This window comes from Bradyrhizobium sp. LMG 9283 (assembly GCF_045571415.1).
Lineage (GTDB): Bacteria > Pseudomonadota > Alphaproteobacteria > Rhizobiales > Xanthobacteraceae > Bradyrhizobium.
In genome coordinates this window covers 8,761,724-8,781,079 of record NZ_CP120691.1, presented here as the reverse complement: position 1 = coordinate 8,781,079, position 19,356 = coordinate 8,761,724, and the positions used below count along the sequence as shown (strand labels likewise).

12 protein-coding genes are annotated in these 19,356 nt (G+C 62.3%); 5 read left to right on the top strand and 7 right to left on the bottom strand.

Annotated elements, in window-relative coordinates; all coding sequences use genetic code 11:
- Position 1: 1 nt before the first annotated feature.
- A complete protein-coding gene (locus tag P6U29_RS40860) occupies positions 2 to 892 on the top strand; it encodes an MBL fold metallo-hydrolase (protein ID WP_407115737.1) in 891 nt (296 codons plus the stop codon).
- A 448-nt stretch (positions 893 to 1,340) separates the two neighbouring features.
- On the opposite strand, the gene P6U29_RS40855 is transcribed toward P6U29_RS40860, so the two are convergent.
- The 3 genes from P6U29_RS40855 to P6U29_RS40845 all read right to left on the bottom strand — a co-directional run bounded on the left by P6U29_RS40855 (position 1,341) and on the right by P6U29_RS40845 (position 2,721).
- Positions 1,341 to 1,520 (bottom strand): hypothetical protein, encoded by a 180-nt coding sequence (locus tag P6U29_RS40855; protein WP_407115736.1) that lies wholly within the window; start codon positions 1,518 to 1,520, stop codon positions 1,341 to 1,343.
- Between the two features lie 556 nt (positions 1,521 to 2,076).
- Complete coding sequence (locus P6U29_RS40850; protein WP_407115735.1) at positions 2,077 to 2,319, bottom strand: hypothetical protein; 243 nt, start codon at positions 2,317 to 2,319, stop codon at positions 2,077 to 2,079.
- 246 nt (positions 2,320 to 2,565) lie between these two features.
- On the bottom strand, positions 2,566 to 2,721 hold the full coding sequence (locus P6U29_RS40845; protein ID WP_407119566.1) for a peptidoglycan-binding domain-containing protein: 156 nt from the start codon (positions 2,719 to 2,721) through the stop codon (positions 2,566 to 2,568).
- Between the two features lie 902 nt (positions 2,722 to 3,623).
- Between P6U29_RS40845 and P6U29_RS40840 the strand changes: the two genes are divergently transcribed.
- On the top strand, positions 3,624 to 8,450 hold the full coding sequence (locus tag P6U29_RS40840) for an NAD-glutamate dehydrogenase (RefSeq protein WP_407115734.1): 4,827 nt from the start codon (positions 3,624 to 3,626) through the stop codon (positions 8,448 to 8,450).
- Between the two features lie 65 nt (positions 8,451 to 8,515).
- A complete protein-coding gene (locus tag P6U29_RS40835) occupies positions 8,516 to 8,836 on the top strand; it encodes a hypothetical protein (RefSeq protein ID WP_407115733.1) in 321 nt (106 codons plus the stop codon).
- Between the two features lie 306 nt (positions 8,837 to 9,142).
- On the opposite strand, the gene P6U29_RS40830 is transcribed toward P6U29_RS40835, so the two are convergent.
- Positions 9,143 to 9,721: a hypothetical protein gene (locus P6U29_RS40830; protein ID WP_407115732.1), complete on the bottom strand. Its 579-nt coding sequence runs from the start codon at positions 9,719 to 9,721 to the stop codon at positions 9,143 to 9,145.
- Between the two features lie 192 nt (positions 9,722 to 9,913).
- Between P6U29_RS40830 and P6U29_RS40825 the strand changes: the two genes are divergently transcribed.
- Together P6U29_RS40825 and P6U29_RS40820 are read left to right on the top strand one after the other, a co-directional pair.
- Entirely contained in the window at positions 9,914 to 12,778 is a 2,865-nt protein-coding gene (locus P6U29_RS40825) for a penicillin-binding protein 1A (RefSeq protein ID WP_407115731.1), read from the top strand.
- A 10-nt stretch (positions 12,779 to 12,788) separates the two neighbouring features.
- Entirely contained in the window at positions 12,789 to 13,793 is a 1,005-nt protein-coding gene (locus P6U29_RS40820; RefSeq protein WP_407115730.1) for a hypothetical protein, read from the top strand.
- Positions 13,794 to 13,975: 182 nt separating this feature from the next.
- On the opposite strand, the gene P6U29_RS40815 is transcribed toward P6U29_RS40820, so the two are convergent.
- From P6U29_RS40815 to P6U29_RS40805, 3 genes are all read right to left on the bottom strand, one after another.
- Complete coding sequence (locus P6U29_RS40815; protein WP_407115729.1) at positions 13,976 to 15,943, bottom strand: sigma-54-dependent Fis family transcriptional regulator; 1,968 nt, start codon at positions 15,941 to 15,943, stop codon at positions 13,976 to 13,978.
- A gap of 201 nt (positions 15,944 to 16,144) precedes the next feature.
- Positions 16,145 to 17,338 carry a serine hydrolase domain-containing protein gene (locus P6U29_RS40810; protein ID WP_407115728.1) on the bottom strand — a complete coding sequence of 398 codons (1,194 nt, stop codon included), beginning with the start codon at positions 17,336 to 17,338 and terminating at the stop codon, positions 16,145 to 16,147.
- An 82-nt stretch (positions 17,339 to 17,420) separates the two neighbouring features.
- On the bottom strand, positions 17,421 to 19,040 hold the full coding sequence (locus P6U29_RS40805) for a flavin-containing monooxygenase (RefSeq protein ID WP_407115727.1): 1,620 nt from the start codon (positions 19,038 to 19,040) through the stop codon (positions 17,421 to 17,423).
- Positions 19,041 to 19,356 lie beyond the last annotated feature (316 nt).

Below are 19,356 nucleotides of genomic sequence, written 5' to 3'. Positions count from 1 at the left end.
AGTGACATCAGATTTTCGCGTGACGCTCCTCGGGACGGGGACGCCAATCCCCCGTCCTGATCGTTTTGGCCCGAGCACGCTGATCGAAGCGGGCAGTCACACTGTACTGATCGATGCCGGCCGAGGCGCCGCCATGCGATTGTTTCAGCTCGGCGTTCCGATCGGTCGGATCGATGCGCTGTTGCTCACGCATTTTCATTCCGATCACACGGTCGGCATTCCAGATCTCTGGCTGACGGGCTGGCTAAGCTCGCATTTCGGCAACCGTCGGCGACCGTTCAACGTGATCGGCCCGGTCGGCACAGCGAGGCTCATGCATCATCTGGAAGCAGCCTACGCGCACGACATCGAGATTCGTGTCGAGGACGAAAAGCTCGCCCGCGAGCATGTCGCAGTCACAGTAGAAGAATTTGGTGAGGACGGCGTCGTCTATCAAGCCGGCGACCTGCGCGTCATCGCCTTCACCGTCGATCATGGCGACGCGATCAAGCCGGCCTATGGCTTTCGCATTGAGTATCAAGGCCGGGTCGCGGTGATCTCCGGCGACACTCGCTACAACATGAACTTGCTCCGCTACGGCGAGGGCGCCGATCTGCTGGTGCACGAGGTTGCGATGGCTCCGCCGGAACTGCTGGGCCAAGCCGACATCCAGCGCATTATCAATCATCACACCTCGCCGCAGGAAGCCGGACGCGTGTTTGCGCAGACACGGCCGAAGCTCGCCGCCTTCACCCACCTCGTCATGCTCGCCAGTCAGACCGTAATTGCCCCGACCATCGAAGCGCTGATCGCGGCAACCCGTGAAATCTATGAGGGGCCGCTAGAGGTCGGCGAGGATTTGATGAGCTTCGAGATCGGCGAGAGCGTTACGGTTCGAAAACCTGAAATCTAGCCTCTGAAAGTTCAGCTATGGGGGTCATTCACGTCGGTTTGGCAATGTCCGCGACTTGTCCGATTCACCTCCGATCGCGATATAGGCCAGGGAGTGGAGGGCACCGACCCCTCGACAGATTAAGACGGCAAGATAAAAGCCACGGTGTCGCTCCGGGCCGGCGCGCTGGAGCATTCTTTTGAGATCGGATTCACAAATGTGAATCTCAAGGATGATTTGAATCTGCGTTTGCCGACCAGACAGCGGCAGGCCGCTCGGCCCTTCGATCCGAAACCTCAGGCTTGGGCCGATGTGGTCTACGCCGGGCGCAAGCCGTTCCATCAGTACCAGCCCATCTTGAAACAGAGAGCAAGCCAACCAGCGAGCGCGATTAGAGCGGCGATGTTGATGTACTTCTGCGCGTCCTGCATCACTTCGCCGCAGTCAAAGGCTCGGCCACGCCAGTTGGCTAAGCCGACCAACGATCTTGCTCGTCCTGATAGGCCTGCTCGTTAAGCCGATGAGCGATCTCCCCGGCGAGCTCTTCCGTCTCGGCAGAGGCGACCGGCTCGCCTCTTTGGTTCTTGAGCTTTTCTCTGTGCACTTCGATTGGGAAATCGTCCGGTCTGAGTGGGGGATCTTTGTTCATGGCGACCTCAGGGTTTGTTTGGTGCTGTAACCCAGCCGATCATTGATGGTTGCTCGCGAGCGGCCTCGAGCTCTGGAAGGTCAGGCACATAGACCCTTGCGCCCGCATCTCTGGATTTGGCGCTGTCTTAGGAACCATCCTTGCGACGTTCCGTTTCTGCAAACTTCAGCAAGGAGATACCAACATGAAAATCGGAAAGATTGCATTGGCAGCTGCGTTGGTGCTCGGATCGATTGCCGCAGCCTCGGCGCAAGGCGGAGGAGCTGGGGGCGGGACAGGTGCGGGCGGCGCGGGTGCGGGAGCCGGCGCGGGTGCCGGCGCGGGCGCAGGTGGAAGCGGAGACGGCGGAGCAGGCGGCGCCAGTGCCGGAGGTGGTGGCCAGACCGACTCGTCGGCTGCCACTACCGGCCAGGGCGCGTCAAGCAGTCCCAAGTCCGCAAATCCCGGCGCTACGATCAACGATCCTAAAGCAAAAGGGCGGCAATAGTGAAGATGTGCTGACATGCCGCGAGGACGGGCGCGCGTGCGACAGTTTTGGCACTCGCTCTGCGAGCAGTCACGCCAATAGCTTCACGTACGTCCCGCCCTCGTGGATCATCAGCCAGCCGTGCTCAACCGCGTAACGAATGCCGGCGCCAAACTCCTCGCCGCTGGCTTTGAGCGTGCAGAGAAACGGCGCGTTGATCTTCTCGATATGGATGCGTCCGTCCTGGACTGCATCAACGCTTTTTGCGAGCTCGATCAGCTTGCGGCCGGCGGCTCCCGGATCGGCGCAGGGACGAATCGCGACGTGCTTCATGCCGCGGTCTGATCTTCTTTCGCCTCGCCAGGGCTACTATCTTGAGGGCCTCATCGGACACGCGAGCAGGCGGCGCATATCGAGTGGTGCGGCACGAGCCGCACTTGAGCGAAGCTTACAGCGTCCAGAGCGGCGTGTCCCTGCGCCGCCGGATAGCATCTAGAGGTAGGCTCGCGCGAGTCTTGCAGCGGGCGCACTCGATCTCCCCATCACCCGGTTCAAGAGGCCGACTATTCAAGCTGTGGCTTACTCCTCAGGCGTTTTCTCGGGAAACACTAACGCCCTCAATGAGGGAGTATCCAGCGAACCAGTAACGCGCAAATTTCTGTCTGTTTGGAATCGGCGCAGTGCTTGAGCCGTTTCACTGTCAATTTTGCCTGAAGAGCTGTCACTGGGAGGCATGTAGCCAAGGTTTCTCAAGGGCTTCTGGGCCGAGGGGACAAATGAAACATTGTTATCGAAGATGCCTGCGGATTCCAAAATATCAAGCGTGTCGCGCTCTTGACGCTGCGCCCTATGTGCTTGTTCTGCAGCCCGTTGGCGTGCGTCGGGCAAATTCCCGATCTGCCGACGAGTAGCCAATGAAAATATCAGCCATAGGAATTTCGATTTTCGTTAGGTCGGCGCCATCAACGCTTTTGCAGACAAGTCGCAGGGTTACGGCAAAGAAATGGCCTTAGCCATTCGGTGCAGGCTTGGGGCCATAGCAACCGGCCGAAAACCTTGGGGCTGCTGCCCTCGGCAGATCCACGTGCACGAAACACAGCGCGTTGGCCGTAGCAGCAAAGCGGCCGCGATTGGAGCTATCGTTGTACCCCGTCTTGTTGTGGCTTTGCGAACCTGCGGGCGTTTGACGTCGCGAACATAAATATATCCATCGGCGTCGATGGCTTTTGAAAACCGAACGTCAGAATGCCGGGGCCCTCGGCTTGCTCAATAAAAGCAATTCGTGTGCTTACCCGCGCCTTTACCCGCGTGGCGCTATCTTGTGTAAGCGCTTGAACTTATTGGCGCGCCGTTCAGAACAAAACGACGAATTCATACATAATTGAAATTGCATGTGATTTTTCCTGCCCAGGCGTTCGACCGCCGTCGGCGCAGACTTCGGGTCCCACCCGTTGTCGTAGGAAAATTCAACACACCTCACGACAGCGTGCACCTTTCGCTCCTGGGACGTAGTATGTTGCCGGAAGCCGTCGACGCTTCGAGACCGAGGATTTCGCGTGGCACTCGATCGCAGCGCTCGAAGAGATGCACTCCAGAATCAAGCTGATCATCGCGGCAGCGGTCGGACGGCGCGGCAAATGGAGGACACGATGGTGTGGCGTGACGACAAGGCCCGGGCAACCCTGATCCGCGATGCAGCAGGCAGCGTGCCAGCGGGCAAGAGCCCCCGGGCCTTTGCCGAGCCTCTGTTCGGCTACACCAATGCCGAGGACCTCGCCAATTACGATGCAGCCTCGCTTGCCCTCCTGGCGGAGCAAGCCTGGGAACACGTGCAGCGGCGCACAGCCGGCCGCGCCGATATCCGCGTCTTCAATCCGGTGCTGCCCGACGGACGCGAGATTTCCGTGCTCGAAATTCTCAACGACAACATGCCCTTCCTGTTCGACTCCACCATGGCGGAGCTCATCGAGCAGGGCATCGAAGTCACCCTTGTCGCTCATCCGATCATCGCCGTGGAGCGCGATGACCAGGGCAAGCTGCTGCGCTTCTACGGCGAATCACTGCCGGAGGGAGCAAAGGGCACGCGCGAAAGCCTGATTCATCTCCACATCACTCGCCTGGACGCCGATGCGGATCGCAAGAAGCTGATCGAGGGCCTCACCAGCACGTTGAACGACGTCCGCGCCTGCGTCACCGACTGGCGCGCCATGCGCGACCGCGTTGAGGAAGCGATCAAAACTTTCTCTTCCAATCCGCCGCCGCTGCCGATCGACGAGGTTGCCGAAGCAAGCCAGTTCCTGCAATGGCTCTGCGCGGACAATTTCACCTTCCTCGGCGTGCGTGAATATCGCTTCTCGTCCGACAGCGATGCGTCCGACGACATTACAACCGGCGAAGGCCTCGGCATCTTGCGCGATCCCGACGTGAAGGTGCTGCGCCGCGGCACGGAAATGGTGGTGATGACGACGGAAATTCGCGAGTTCATGCGCGAGCCGACGCTGCTGATCGTCATCAAGGCCAATGTCTCCAGCCGCGTCCATCGCCGCATCCGCATGGATTATGTGGGTATCAAGCTCTATACGCCCGACGGCCGGCTCGAGGGCGAACTGCGCGTCGTCGGCCTTTTCACCTCGGGCGCCTATACCCGTTCGGTACGCCAGATCCCCTATGTCCGCCACAAAGTTTCGGGGGTGCTCCAGCGCGCGGGCTTCGACCCGAGTGGCCATTCCGGCAAAGCGCTCATGCATATTCTCGAAGAATATCCCCGTGACGAACTATTCCAGATCGACGTCGACACTCTGAACAATTTCGTCATTGAGGTCCTGATCCTCTACGAGCGTCCCCGCGTCCGGGCGCTGGCGCGGGTCGACAAGTTCGATCGCTTCGTATCCGTCCTCACCTTCATTCCACGCGACAAGTACGACACCAATGTGCGCACGCGTGTCGGCGCCTTCCTGGCGCAGGCCTACAAGGGCACCCTGTCGGCCTCCTACGTATCATTCCCTGAGGGGGCGCTTGCGCGCGTCCACTACATCATCGGGCGCTATGAAGGCAAAACTCCCCTCGTCGAACGCGCCGCGCTCGAAGCCGGAATCAGCGCCATTGCCGCAACCTGGGCCGACAAGCTGAAGGCCGCACTCACTGCGTCGACCGATGGCATGCGGGCACGCATGCTCGCCAATCGCTATGCCCAGGCCTTTAGCGGCGGCTATACCGAGGTATTCACGGCAGAACAGGCGATCGCCGATATCGCGACCATCGAGAAGCTCACGCCGGCGCGCCCGGTAACGATCTCGGTTCACCGCTTCGGAGGCGAGGGCAATCCCAGGCGCTTCGGCCTCAAAGTTTTCTCGGACGCCGCACCGCTGTCGCTGTCCTACCGCGTGCCGGTGATCGAAAATCACGGCCTGCGCGTGGTCAACGAACGCACCTATCAGATCGTTCCCGGTAACAAGCCCGCCCCGATCTGGCTGCACGACATGACGATCGAGACCAGCGACGGCCAGCCGATCGAGATCAGCCCGGACTTCAGCCATCGCCTAGAAGCCTCGATCATGGCAGTGGTCACCGACCGCGCCGAATCCGACGGGTACAATGCCTTGATCCTGCGCACGGCCCTGGGCTGGCGGGAAGTCTCGACCATCCGGGCGCTGTCCCGCTATTTGCACCAGATCCGTGCCCCGTTCACCCAGGACTATATGTGGGAGACCTTGCGCAAGAACGCCGCGATCACGGCCAACCTCGTCGCACTGTTCCAGGTTAGCCGCGATCCGCATCTTATCCTTACCGATCGCGAACGTTCAGCGCGCGAGGCAACCCTCCTTGCCGAGATCGAGGAGCAGCTCAAATCCGTCGCCTCGCTCGACGAAGATCGCATCCTGCGCCGCTTCACCAATCTGATCCAGGCAACCGTTCGTACCAATCTGTGGCAGATCGGCGAGGACGGACATCCACGTCCGGTGATCTCCTTCAAGTTCGAGGCGCGCCGGATCGACGACTTGCCCGCTCCACGACCTCTCTACGAGATCTTCGTCTATTCACCTCGTATCGAAGGTATTCACCTGCGCTTCGGCAAAGTTGCACGCGGTGGCTTGCGCTGGTCCGATCGACCGCAGGATTTCCGCACCGAAATTCTCGGCCTGGTGAAAGCGCAGCAGGTCAAGAACGCCGTGATCGTGCCGGTCGGGGCCAAAGGCGGCTTTGTACCCAAGCGCCTGCCACCGCCCTCCGATCGCGAGGCGTGGCTAGCGGAGGGCACGGAAGCCTATCGCATCTTCGTTCGTTCGCTGCTCGAACTCACCGACAATCTCGGCGGCGACATCGTGGTGCCGCCCGACCTGACCGTGCGGCATGACGGTGACGACCCCTATCTCGTCGTAGCCGCCGACAAGGGCACCGCCACCTTCTCCGACGTCGCCAACGCGATCTCGGCCGAGAAGAACCATTGGCTCGGCGATGCCTTCGCATCCGGCGGCAGCCAGGGTTACGATCACAAGAAGATGGGGATCACGGCACGCGGCGCCTGGGAGGCGGTCAAGCGCCACTTCCGCGAGCTCGGCACCGACATTCAGACCACGCCGTTCACCGTTGCCGGCGTCGGCGACATGTCCGGCGACGTCTTCGGCAACGGCATGCTGCTCTCGCCGACGACGAGGCTCGTCGCTGCTTTCGATCACCGCGACATCTTCATCGATCCCTCGCCCGATCCGGCGATCAGCTTCCATGAGCGCCAGCGTCTGTTCGACCTGCCGCGGTCGAGCTGGCAGGACTACAACAAGTCGCTGATCTCGCAAGGCGGCGGCGTGTTCTCGCGCTCGCTCAAGGCGATCGCGCTCGCTCCGGAAGTGCGCACCCTGCTGGATCTCGATAAGCCGCAGGCGACGCCGTTCGAAGTGATGACGGCAATCCTAAAAGCGCGCGTGGACTTGCTGTGGTTTGGTGGCATCGGCACCTATGTTCGCGCGTCGGCGGAGAGCGACGATCAGGTCGGGGACCGCGCCAACGATCCGATCCGCGTCGCGGGTGGCGACGTGCGCGCGCGGGTGATCGGTGAAGGCGCCAACCTCGGTGTCACCCAGCGTGGCCGCATTGAAGCGGCGCAGAAGGGCGTCAGGCTCAACACCGACGCTATCGATAATTCGGCCGGCGTGAACACGTCCGACGTCGAGGTCAATATCAAGATCGCGCTGGCGCGTCCCGAGCGCGAGGGACACCTCAGCCCCGCTGACCGCAACAGCCTGCTTGCCGCATTGACCGACGAGGTCGGTACGCTGGTGTTGCGCAACAACTATCTGCAGACGCTGGCGCTCTCGCTCGCCGAGCGCAAGGGCGCGGCCGAGGCCGGCTTCCTCGCCCGCCTGATGCAGTCGCTCGAGCAGCGCGGCTTGCTCAGCCGCGCGGTGGAGTACTTGCCCGACGACGCAGCGCTCACCGAGCGTACACGGCGCGGCCAGTCCCTGACGCGGCCCGAGCTTGCGGTGCTGCTCGCCTACGCCAAGCTGACCCTCTACGATGATCTGCTCGTCACCAGCGTGCCCGATGATCCCTATCTTGCCCGCGAGTTGTCCCAGTATTTTCCGCGCGCGATTCAGGACAAGTTCCCGACAGCGGCCGAACTGCATCGTCTGCGGCGGGAGATCATCGCGACCAGCCTCGCCAATGCGGTGATCAACCGCGGCGGCCCGGCCTGTGTCGTACGCCTGATCGACGAGACGGACGCCGATATCCCGACCATCGTCATGGCCTACGTGGCGGTCGATGACTGCTACGGTCTGAAGGGGCTCAATGACGCGATCGATGCACTCGATGCCTGCATCGACGGGCAGGTGCAGCTGTCCCTCTACGCTTCCGTGCAGGACCTCCTGCTCTCCCGCATGGTCTGGTACGTGCGCAATGTCGATTTCAAGGGCGGGCTGGAGGCCGTGGTCGCGCGCTTCGGCCCGGCGATCCGCCAGATTGTCGCCGCGCTCGACACTACCCTGCCGCCGGACTTGCAGGCCGCACGCGCCAAGCGTCGGCAGGACCTGACCGACGCTGGCGTCCCGGCCGGCCTTGCCGGCGAACTCGCCGATCTCGACGCTCTGGTCTCGGCACCCGATATCGTGACGGTCGCCGAGCGCACCACCCGCCCCATTGGCGACGCCGCCGCGACCTTCTTTGCCGCCGAGGCAAATTTCCGTCTCGACCGCATCATCGCCGCCGCGCGCCACGTGCCGGCAAACGACTATTTCGAACGTATGGCCATCGATCGCGCCGTTGAGCAGATCGCTGGCGCCGAAAGAAGACTGGCCGCGGATATGCTGGCGACCGGCCAGTCCGGTCAGCAGGCCGTCGAGACCTGGCTCGCGTCTCACCCCCAAGCGACGCGCATCCGCAGCTCGGTCGAGGAGATTGCTGCCAGCGGCCTGACGCTCGCCAAGCTGACGGTGGCGGCGAACCTGCTGGGGGACTTGGTCAAGGCTTGAGGGCGTTGCGGGGCAGCGATGTGAAAAGTCTAGCCAGGTTGTGAGCCGGCGAATGGAGGCATCCAATGATCCACGCTACTTGCCATACAGCCGATAATGTCCGCTGCATCGAGTTCGATGCCACACCCTGGTTCAACGAGGCTGACGCTCCGAGCATTATCGACTTGGCCCAACGCGGATGGGCCAGTACCGTGATTGCCGATTCCCTCGAGGGCCGACGCGGATACGAGCGGCTGCACGAGCTCGTTGAGTATGCGGCGAAGCGACTGCAATCAGAATCCCTGGAGGACCCGACCTGGGAAACCTTCGAGTGCGTCGTCGACGAACCAGAGGCCGTGGCCTGGCTCGAGAAAAACCGACCCGACCTGGTGACAAGGATCCGGTAAGCCGCGAAAAGCGCTGCAACGGCGGCGCTTGATTTTTGCGATTGCAAACGAAAGAAATGGCGCTCCCTGGGGACGGGCCAGAAGCGAGTGATTTCAGTGGACTAAAGAAAATTTTGGGCAGCAACAGCCTTATTGCTTTCCAAAGCGTTTCAGCATGGCTGCCCAAACGTGCCCTAAAGGCGATGAAAGCCGCGCCTCGCCGCCAATACTGCAGACTCACCGGCGACGACGGCAGTTGAGCACCTCCCGCGCCTCATACCGCCAGGCACGGTCGCTACGACTGCAAATCAATTCAGGCGTTAAGCTTCACTCATCCAATTTCTTGTTCAGTTCAGGATCGAGCTTGGTTCGGTCGACAGACTGATAGAACGTGATAGGTCTGCATTTTCCGTCGAAATCCGCGAGGACGACGGCCGTCCAGGGACTCGTGGTCTCGCCCGAACCCTCGCGGGAGTCCGGCATGACCTTGCGCGCAGCGACCACATACCAAGCGCGACCAGCCGTTGCCGCCTTCGCAGCCGCAGCGAACTCATCCAATATTCCGCGCAGATTTTTGCGCATTTCTTCTTCCGTGTCCCCGCGGAGGTATTTTCGAGACGACTTTCCTGCCTCCCCGTACTCATGCTGAATGTTCAACTGCAGTCGGGCATCGTCCACTTCGATCTTGGTCACCCGTGTCACCGCTCCGCCTTCGCGAAGATAATCCCGCACCCGGACGTCGCAGGCCAAAAATCTGTCCGTGGGCGGCTGAGCGACGCTGGCTGCAGGGGAGACTGCGGCAAGTGTCCGGGTGTGCTTTTTTCGAGGAGCAGCGTCCGCAGGCATCGTGGCGATGGCGGCGCTGAGGAGCGCCACGGCGAGCACGACTGGAAGAGGGGCATTCATGAGTGCGCTGCCAATTCGGTCTTTCTAAAACGCACGGGCCTCGGGGTTGGTTCCGCGGCGCGGCCAGGTCGGAGCAACGATGAAGGACCGGAGAAGCGGGCGGCGGCTCCTCAGGAACTTTTTCCTCAACACAGTCTTGTTTGTTATTGTTCTACGACCTTGCGGAGTCGGCTTTTTCGACCGTCGGCCGTCATGGACTCGATACTCATCAAGATCTTCGCCACGGCGCTTGCCTTCAGCCAGGTCACTACCCGGCCGGATGGGATCAAGACGGAGTTCGATGCGGTGCGCGACCGCTTCGAGGTGGCGGAGCTTTTGAGTGCCGGCTGCGCCCATATGCGCAAGGCTTTCGACATCGAGGACATCAACCTGGACGATCTGATTGCCACTGCCATGGATGACAAGGAGGCGTTGAGCAGCGAGATCAAGGCGCTCAAAGGACTGAATCTGGCTGACCTCCAGGTGGCCTATCGGCAGTTCTGCAAGGTCGAAAACGTGGAAGACTCTCCGGTCGATCTCGGTCAGGTCATCGCCTTCTACAACAGCGCGGTCAAGGATCTGCCCGACGCGGCGCAGCTTAAGCACCTCAGGCTTTCTGGCACCAGCGAAGTCCTCGACAACAAGGGCGAGCGCCTTGCTGAGATTTACGCGCCTAACAACCGCCGCATCTCGGTCAAGCTTGCGGATGTCCCGGAAGCGGTACGCAACGCATTCATCGCCGCCGAGGACAAGCGCTTCTTCCAACACGCCGGCATTGACGAGCGCGGACTGGTCCGCGCCTTCATCGGCAACTTCACGCACCCGGGCCGGCCGCAGGGAGGCTCGACCATTACGCAGCAGCTCGCCAAGAACCTGCTGGTTGGCAACGACATCACTTACGAAAGAAAACTGCGTGAAATGATCGTTGCCTCGCGGATGGAGCGCGCCCTGACCAAGGCGGAAATCCTCGAGCTCTATCTCAACTCGATTTATCTCGGTCGCGGAGCCTGGGGCATCGAGATCGCGGCGCGCAGCTATTTCGGCAAACCGGCCAAGGCGCTCTCCGCCGTCGAGGGCGCCCTCCTCGCCGGGCTCGCCAAGGGACCGAACTACTTCGACCCCGACCACCACCCCGAGCGCGCGCGCGAGCGCCTTGCCTACGTGCTCGGCCGCATGCGGGACGACGCCATGATCGACGCCGACGCGGCGAAAGCAGTATTGCCGCAGCTGGTCGAGTACCGGCCGACGCGACGGGACTTCGGCTTTCACTTCGTCGATCACATCGCCCGCGAGGCAAAGTTGGTCGCGGGCCTTGATACTCTCACCAACGCCTCCTACACGGTGCGCTCGACCATCAACTCGGCCTTGCAGCGCGTGGTCGAAGCGACATTGCAGGAGGGCCTCGCGCGGTACGAGCTGAATACCGGCCGCTACAAATTTGAGCGGCCTGAGGCGAACATTTCCGATGCCGTCCGTCGCATTGCGGCAGACCTGAAGGCCACGGAACCGGCTTGGCTCGCGGCGTTGAAGGCGACGCGGCTACCTCTCTACGACGTTCACTGGGAATCGGCGGTCGTCCTGGAGAATGCGCGTGGCAAGCGTGGCCACGCGATCAACGTCGGCCTGACCGACGGAAGAATCCTGCCGCTGAACACCTGGAGCGCCGCGATCCAGCGCGGCCTCAAGCCGTACGATGTGGTCTACGTGCAACTGCGCGAAGCCAAGGGCAAGGAAGCGGCGCGTGCCGATCTGCGTATTCGACCGAACGTGCAGGGAGCGGCACTCGTGCTCGGGAACGAAACCGGCCGCATTCTCGCGATGGCGGGCGGCTTTTCGTATCCGGCAAGCCAGCTCAACCGCGTCGTCCAGAGCCTGCGCCAACCCGGCTCCACCTTGAAGCCGCTGACCTATCTCGCCGCCCTTCGCAAGGGATTGCAGCCCAACACGCTGGTGATGGACGAACCCATTACGCTGACACCGATCGGCGCGACGGTCCACGCGCGCCGGGGCGATTTCTGGTCGCCGAAGAACTATGACGGCGGCGCTTTGGGTGCCATTACACTGCGGCGTGCGCTAGAAAACTCCCGCAATCTCGCCACCGTGCAACTGCTCGCGTCCGGTGTCGACGACAGTGCCGAGCGAGGCCTCGACCGGGTCTGCGAGCTCGCGATGGAAGCGCAGCTCTACAAGGACTGCATGCGCTACTACCCGTTCGTGCTCGGTGCCCAAACGGTGCGGCTCATCGACCTTGCGGCGTTCTATGCAGCGATCGCCAACGAGGGCGCCCGGCCCCGGCCCCATGCGATCGAAAGGATCGAACAGGACGGCCGACCAATCTACCAGCACGATCCGCGTGCGGTGGACTGGATCGGCTCGGCCGACCGTGCATCGTTTTACCAGCTGAAATCAATGCTGCAGGGCGTGCTCGCGCGCGGAACCGCGCGCGTGGTGAAGCATCTTTCGCCCTTTGTCGGCGGCAAGACTGGTACCACTGATAATGCGGTCGACGCCTGGTTCGTCGGCTTCACAAATGACGTTACCATCGCCGTCTGGGTCGGCTACGACAACAGCGATGGCGGGCGCCGCTCCCTTGGCAGCGGCCAAACCGGATCAAAGGTGGCGCTGCCGATGTTCGAGCCGATCGTGCAGGCGGCCTGGGAGCTGCACGCTCCCAAGATGGCATTGAACGGCCCATCGCGCGAAGCACTGCGTCAGCTCGTTCCTCTGTCGATCGATCCCCATACCGGCGATCCTTCACCGGCCGGCTCCGGCGGCGCTTTCACCGAGTATCTCAAGAGAGATCCGTCGGGCAGAATCGATGATACGCAATTTCGGATCGTCTCGCGTGCAGAAAGCTACGCCCATCGTGGCGGTCGTGACGAAGACGACGGGCCATTCCAGCAGTGGTCCTACGACAACCGCCATTACGGCGACAACCGGTCGCCCTTTCCATTCCCGACCTGGCGTCTTGGTCCGCGCGAATATCCCTCCTGGCGCGGACCTCCCGATGACGAGGACCGCCTCCCGCGACCGCCGCTCCGAGTCGATCCCGATTATTTCTGGCGGCGGCTGAATTGAGCATTGACCTATGAGACTTCACCGTGCCGCAGTCCTCATCGCCGCCTGCGTGGCCGCTTGCACAGGCGCGGTCGCGCAGGAATTCCAGCTGGAGGACGTGCCCGCAGTCGCCAGCATTCCGATCGCACAGATCAAACTGCGCACCGTCATCTTCGCCGACCAACGCAACGACAAACTCGCCGATTCCTCGACCGAGCTCATTCCTTTCGACGATTGGGCCCGCTCACGTCCGGTTCAGCGGCGCTTCCTCTCGCTTTTCCCTAGCTTCGTTGAGCCCACGCTCAACCAGCAAACGAAGCTGAAGCTCTCGGTCTACCAGGCGGAGGCCCGGTTTCGACTTCCAAGACCGGCAGCGGCATTGGAGTTGTCGCGGTATGCGAATGTCGCGTTCCTTGAGCAGATTGATCCGGCAGTCAAGCACTGGCCGATCACGGCGGCCGATGTTCCCGGCAAAGACGCGGGCGCCGCGCACAACCGTCCGCCGGATCGCCGCTGGTGCGAGGACGCGAACGCGATCTGCGTGCGGTCCCGCTACATGTTCGAAGGGAAAATTCCGGCGGGCATTCAGCTTGCCAACAAGCTGCGCGAGGAGAGCAAAAAGCCGATTCCGGATTTCATCGAGTTCCTGAGTGAGATCATGTTGGTCACGCAGCCGCGCCTTGCCGAACTGCCGACCCTGACAGGGCTCGACTCCATGGTCACCAGCGCGCTCGAGCAGAACATCTTTTGGGTGAACCAGGTCATCCAGTTCGGCAAGCTGCTTGCGGTTTTGCAACAGCATCCGACCCAGCGGGAAGCCGCCATCGCAACGGTCTACATCCTGATTGCAGTCAGGAACGACGTGCTAAACAAGCAAAGGGAATACAGCAGTACACCCGTTCTGCGAAACCTCGTGCCCGCGCAACTGCTCATGGGCAAGAGCTCCTTCAACAGCGGCGATTCGCTGAGCGCCGGCCTGCCGAAATACGCCAGAAGCCGCATCAAGGCGATCGCCAACATGATGGAGCGGGAATGAGTAGATCGTGTGCGGCAACGACGCGTTTGCAGTCGACAGGTGTCTGAGAAACCCCGAAGAACTGGCAAACAGTCTCCGAGTCAGAGCAAGGCTCTGATGCCCTATCCGGCTGAGCTACGGGCGCGTTTTCGCGAACAGCGACGGCAGACGTGGCCCGCGACGCCTCGGTTCGGACCCTGGTTTCAGGCGGGGTCGTTTGCGGAGCCCAGGTCGGGACGAATGCCGTAGCGGCGCAGCTTGGCATAGACGGTGCTCTTGGCGAGTCCGAGCGCGGACGCGGCGGCTGCCACATGACCATTGCATGAGCGCAGCGTGCGCGCGATGAGATCGCGTTCGGAAGACTCAGCGAGCGACAGGCCCTGGTCACCTCCGGCACGCAATTCCATCTGGGGGATGACATCGGGCAGGTTCGAAACTTCGATCACGTCCCCGTCCCCGGTCAACATCAGGCTTTCGACCAGGTTACGCAGCTCGCGCACGTTACCAGGCCAGTCATAACCTTGCAGGCGCGCAAGCGCCTGCGGCGTGAAACTGCGATCGCCGAGGCCATAGCGCACCCTTGCCTGAGCAACGAAGTGTTCGACCAGCATCGGAATGTCATCCGGCCGCTCCTTCAAGGGAGGCACGACGACCGGGACCACCGCCAGCCTGTAGTAGAGATCCTTGCGGAAGCGCCGTTCATTGACCTCGATTTGCAGCTCGCGGTTCGTTGCAGCGACGAGCCGGAAGTCCACCCTGCGCGTCGTGGTCTCGCCGATGCGGTTGATCTCGCCGCTTTCCAGCGCCCGCAGCAACATGGGCTGGAGGTCGAGCGGCAATTCGCCGATCTCGTCGAGGAAAAGAGTTCCGCCTGAAGCGGCTTCGATCTTTCCGGCGGAGCCGCCGCGACGCGCGCCGGTGAAAGCACCCTCCATATAGCCGAACAGCTCGCTGGCGAGCAGCTCGCGCGAGACGCTACCGCAATTGACGACGACAAAGGGACGCTCGCGCCGAGGCGATGCCGCATGGATGCCCTGGGCAAATATCTCCTTGCCGACACCGGTCTCACCAAGCAGCAGGACGGGCGCGGAGGTCGCGGCAACGCGACGGCATGTCTCGACCACCGCATGCATCCTCGCATTGCCGTGGACGACGCTTGCGAATGCATGCGTCCCTTCGCGCGAAAGCGGCAGGCACGTCCTGCTCGCCACCGGCTTTGGCGCGACCATGACCGTGCCGAGATGTTCGCCCTGGTAGACCACGGGCCGCAGCCACTCCTCCTTGATCCAGGCCGGGCGTGACGTACCCCAGGGACGGTCATCGCTGGTCCCGATCTGAGGAAAGTCAGGCTGGCCCCGTGGCGCGCCGAGGTCGCGCATGATCTGCGCCATCTCGCCGTTGGCCTTGAACGGGCGCCCGGCACTATCGAACAGCACCGTATGGTGGCGGTCCGCGGCAGGCACCATCCAGAAGCACTGATCAAGAAGCCGGTAGCGGGCATCCATCTCCATCTGGAGCAGATGTGCCTCGATGCGCGCGGCCGCCGAGATCGCCAGTGCGAGGGCCTGCCGTCCGTAGGAGTCGGACAGCCCCGAAATGTCGATGGCCCCGATGACTGCGCCGTCGATGGGATCGCTGATGACGGAGGCCGAGCAGGTCCAGCGCTGGATCCCGGAGCAGAAATGTTCGGTGGCATGGACCTGGATAGCCTGGCAGGTCTGCAGCGCCGTGCCAATCGCGTTGGTGCCGCACGTCGCCTCACTCCAATTGCTGCCGGGCAACAGATGCGTCTTCTCCACGGCATTGCGCAGCGCGAGCCTGGTATCGCCTTCCAGGCGCAACACGATGCCATCGGCATCGGTCAGCACCATCACCGTGCCGGTTTCGAGCATGTAGTCGCGCGCCAGCGCCATGGTCGAAGCGCCGGCATGGACCAGGCGGGTGCGCTTGTCGAGCAGGCGGTGCAGCCGGTCGTTGTTCATCGGCAGAGGCGCCTGGCTGCGCCGATAGTCCACGGCCGATTGCTGGCTCCGGCGCCAGGACTCGTTGATCGCGGGCCGAACGACCTGCCCGCCGGCGCCGCTTCCGGACATGAAGCGCTCCCAGCTCGTCAGGACGGCGCGTTCAATGCCTGGATTGGCAAAGGCTTCCTCTGGCGTCTGCCCCAACACGCTTCCTCCTTTGACGCGCTGAGCGGTCCAAGATCTTCTTGTTGTTGGGGGACCCCACGCTTTATCGCTTGATTTTGAAACCATTCCATGCCGAGGCGCAACTGACAACCGGATCAGGGCGCAACTTAGGCGCCCCTTCGACCGCACTGCGAAAGCCGTGAAGCCGAAAGGCGCGCCGAATGCCCTAGCCTGACAACGCGCTTACGCGGCCTTGCGCCGGTGCAGGGCGTCGTAGAAGGCCGTCTCGAAACGCATGTATCCGGTGAACGAAGCCGGATCGCCGAACGGCAGGATCTGGGTTGCCCAGTAGCCGCCGAAGCCATTCTGCCGGTCGATCCAGTAGAACAGGTTCGCCAGACCCGCCCAGCCGAGCGCACCCGCGGGGCGGCCAGTCGGTGCTTCCTCGTCATTGACCATGAACGTGAACGCCCACGATTTCGATTGTCCCGGGAAGAACTCCGCATCATTGGAGAGCGACTTGATCACGCCCGGCAGCGCCGTCACCTTGAGATCGCCGAGGTGATTCTTTTCCGCCATCTTCACGGTCTCCGCTTTCAGCACGCGGCCGTGCGGGCCATTGCCGTCGTTCAACCACATCCGGATGAACCGCATGTAGTCCCCGACCGTGCCGTAGAGGCCGTGCCCGCCCATATGGACCTCGGGGCTCGCCGGCAACTCGAAGTCCATCGGCGTGAGCGAGCCGTCGGCGTTGCGGGCATGCACGCCGGCGAGCTTGCTGCGGACGGCATCGTTGATCTCGAACGTCGTGTTTGCCATTCCGAGCGGCTTGAAGATGCGCTCGGCGAAGACCTCGCCCAGCCGTTTGCCGGTAATGCCCTCGACGACCTGCCCCACCCAATCGATGTTCGTTCCGTACTCCCACTTCGAGCCGGGATCGAACAGCAGCGGCGTCATGAGCGAGGCTTTGGACGAGGTGATCACGCTCGGCTGTCCGTGCTCGGTCGCCAGGCGCAAATAGTTTTCGTTGAAGAAATCGTAACCGAAGCCGCCGATGTGCAGCAGCAGCATGCGCGTGGTCACCTCGCGCTTCGGCGCACGCAGCCTGGGCTGGCCCTTGGCGTCGAAGCCGTCGATCACCTGCAGCTTGCCGAGATCGGGCGCATATTTCCTGGCGGGAGCATCGAGATCGAGCCGGCCTTCCTCGATCAGTTGAAGGGCGGCGGTACCGGTGATTGCCTTGGTGGTCGAGAAGATGGCGAAGCTCGAATCGGTCGTCATCGCCTCCGGCCTGTCGGTCCGGCGCTTGCCTGCGGCGCCTTCGTAGATGTTGCCGTTGCGATCCGTCACCATGGCGACGACGCCCGGCACACCCTTCCCGTTCGTGACGGTCTCATTGAGGATTGCGTCGGCGTCGACAGCGAATTCCTTGCGCATATGTTTCTCCGTTCTGTGTTGGCGAGGTGCAAAAGACGAGGCCGCGCTCACGCGACGGATCGCGCGGGCCTGTTCGCGGTGCTTATTGCTTGGCGAAGCCCTGGTAGCCGGCGGCGGCGACTTCATCGCACTTCTTGCGATAGGTCCCGACGCCGCCGATGTAGGACAGCAGTCGGCGCGGCTTGCCCTCGACGTTGGAGCCCATGTACCAGGAGTGAGTCTTGGTCACGAGAGTCGCGCTCGCGATCTCGTCGTGATGGGCGACCCAGGCATCCTGCGCTTCCCGCGTCGGCTCAATGACGCTCAGCTCGTTCTTGCGCAGATAGCCAATGCAGTCGCTGATCCACTCGACCTGTTGTTGAAGACAGGTCGTCATGTTGCACAGGGCGGTGGAGGGCGCCAACGGCGCGCCGGTCGTGAACATGTTGGGATAGCCATGGACCTGCAACCCCATGGTGGTACGGATATCGCGGCTCCATTCATCCTTCAGCGAACGGCCGTCGCGGCCGCGTATGTCGATGCGGGTAAGCGCGCCCGAGCCGGCGTCAAAGCCGGTCGCGAGGATGATGACATCGAGATGGTACGTCGTCCCATCGGCAAGCTTGAGGCCCTCCGGCGTGATCCGCTCGATCGGGTTGTTCTTGACGCTCACCAGCTCGACATTCGGCTGGTGATACGCCTCGAGATAGTTGGTCTCGAGCGGAACGCGATGCGTCCCGAAGCCGTAGTCGGTCGGAATCAGCGTCTCGCACAGTTTCGGATCCTTAAGTCGCGCGCGCATCTTCTTGCGGACGAATTCGGAGATTTCCTCGCTGACGTCCTCCTCGAAGAACATCTCTGCGAAGGAGGCGAGCCACAGCCGCAGCGAGCCCTCGTCCCAGATCTTCTCCAGCACCGCATGGCGTTGCTCGCTGGTCAGGTCCTTCCAGTTGCCGTTGGTGAAGTCGTACTCGAAGCCGGTGAAGCTGTGGGGGAGCGTCTCGCAGAACTCCTTGAAGCGCGCCTTGTAGGCCTCGACCTCCTTCGGACCGTATTTCGGATTCTTCATCGGGATGATGTATTGCGGCGTGCGCACGAGCACCTTGAGGCTGCCGACCTCGCTTGCGATGGTCTGGATCGCCCCGTTGCCGACGACGCCGACACGCTTGCCGGCAAGATCGAGATCGCCCTTCGGCCAGCGGCCGGTGTGAACGAGCCTGCCCTTGAACGTCTCCTGTCCGGGAAACACGGACGTCAGTGGCGCCGACAGCATGCCGGTGCACGCGATCAGGAATTGCGTGTCGATGACCTCGCCCTTGTCGGTCGTGATGGTCCAGCGCTGCGTCGCTTCATTGTAGACCGCGGAGGCGATCGTCGTGCTGAAGCGGATGTCCTTGCGCAGGTCGAGCTTGTCGGCAACATAATTGAGCCAGCGTTCGATCTCGGGTTGGCCGGGGAAACGTTCGCTCCAGCTCCAGCCTTTGTAGAGCTCTTCGGAGAACAGATACTGGTAGATGTAGGCCTCGGAGTCGAAGCGGGCGCCAGGATAGCGATTCCAGTACCACGTTCCGCCGACACCGGTTGCCGTGTCGAAGGCTTTGACCTTGAGACCCAGCTCGTCGCGCAGCTTGTAGAGCTGATAAAGGCCAGCAACGCCCGTACCAATGACCACCGCGTCGAGACTCTCGTGTCGGCGCGCGGAGTTGGTCTTGTTCTCACTCATGCATTCCTCCCAATCTCGCTTGTTGTCCTCCCCCCGCCGCAAGGCGTGAGATGCGAGTGGGAAACGCAGATTGTGTGCCACCCCCGGCGCGCGGCTCTAAGCACTTGCGATGATTGAGTTTATGGTTTGCCGGCTGCGGCGCGGCGCGTTCGAAATTCGAACTGGAGGAGAGGCGCGAGACCGAAATCCGATCGCGCATGCGCCTTCACGGCTCCCGGGGACCCATGCAACTCATTCGGCGCAGACGAGGCGGCCAACGTAGGATTCCGCGGGCCTGAAGCAAATTCCTATCAAGAGAGCCGCAGCGCGTTCACGA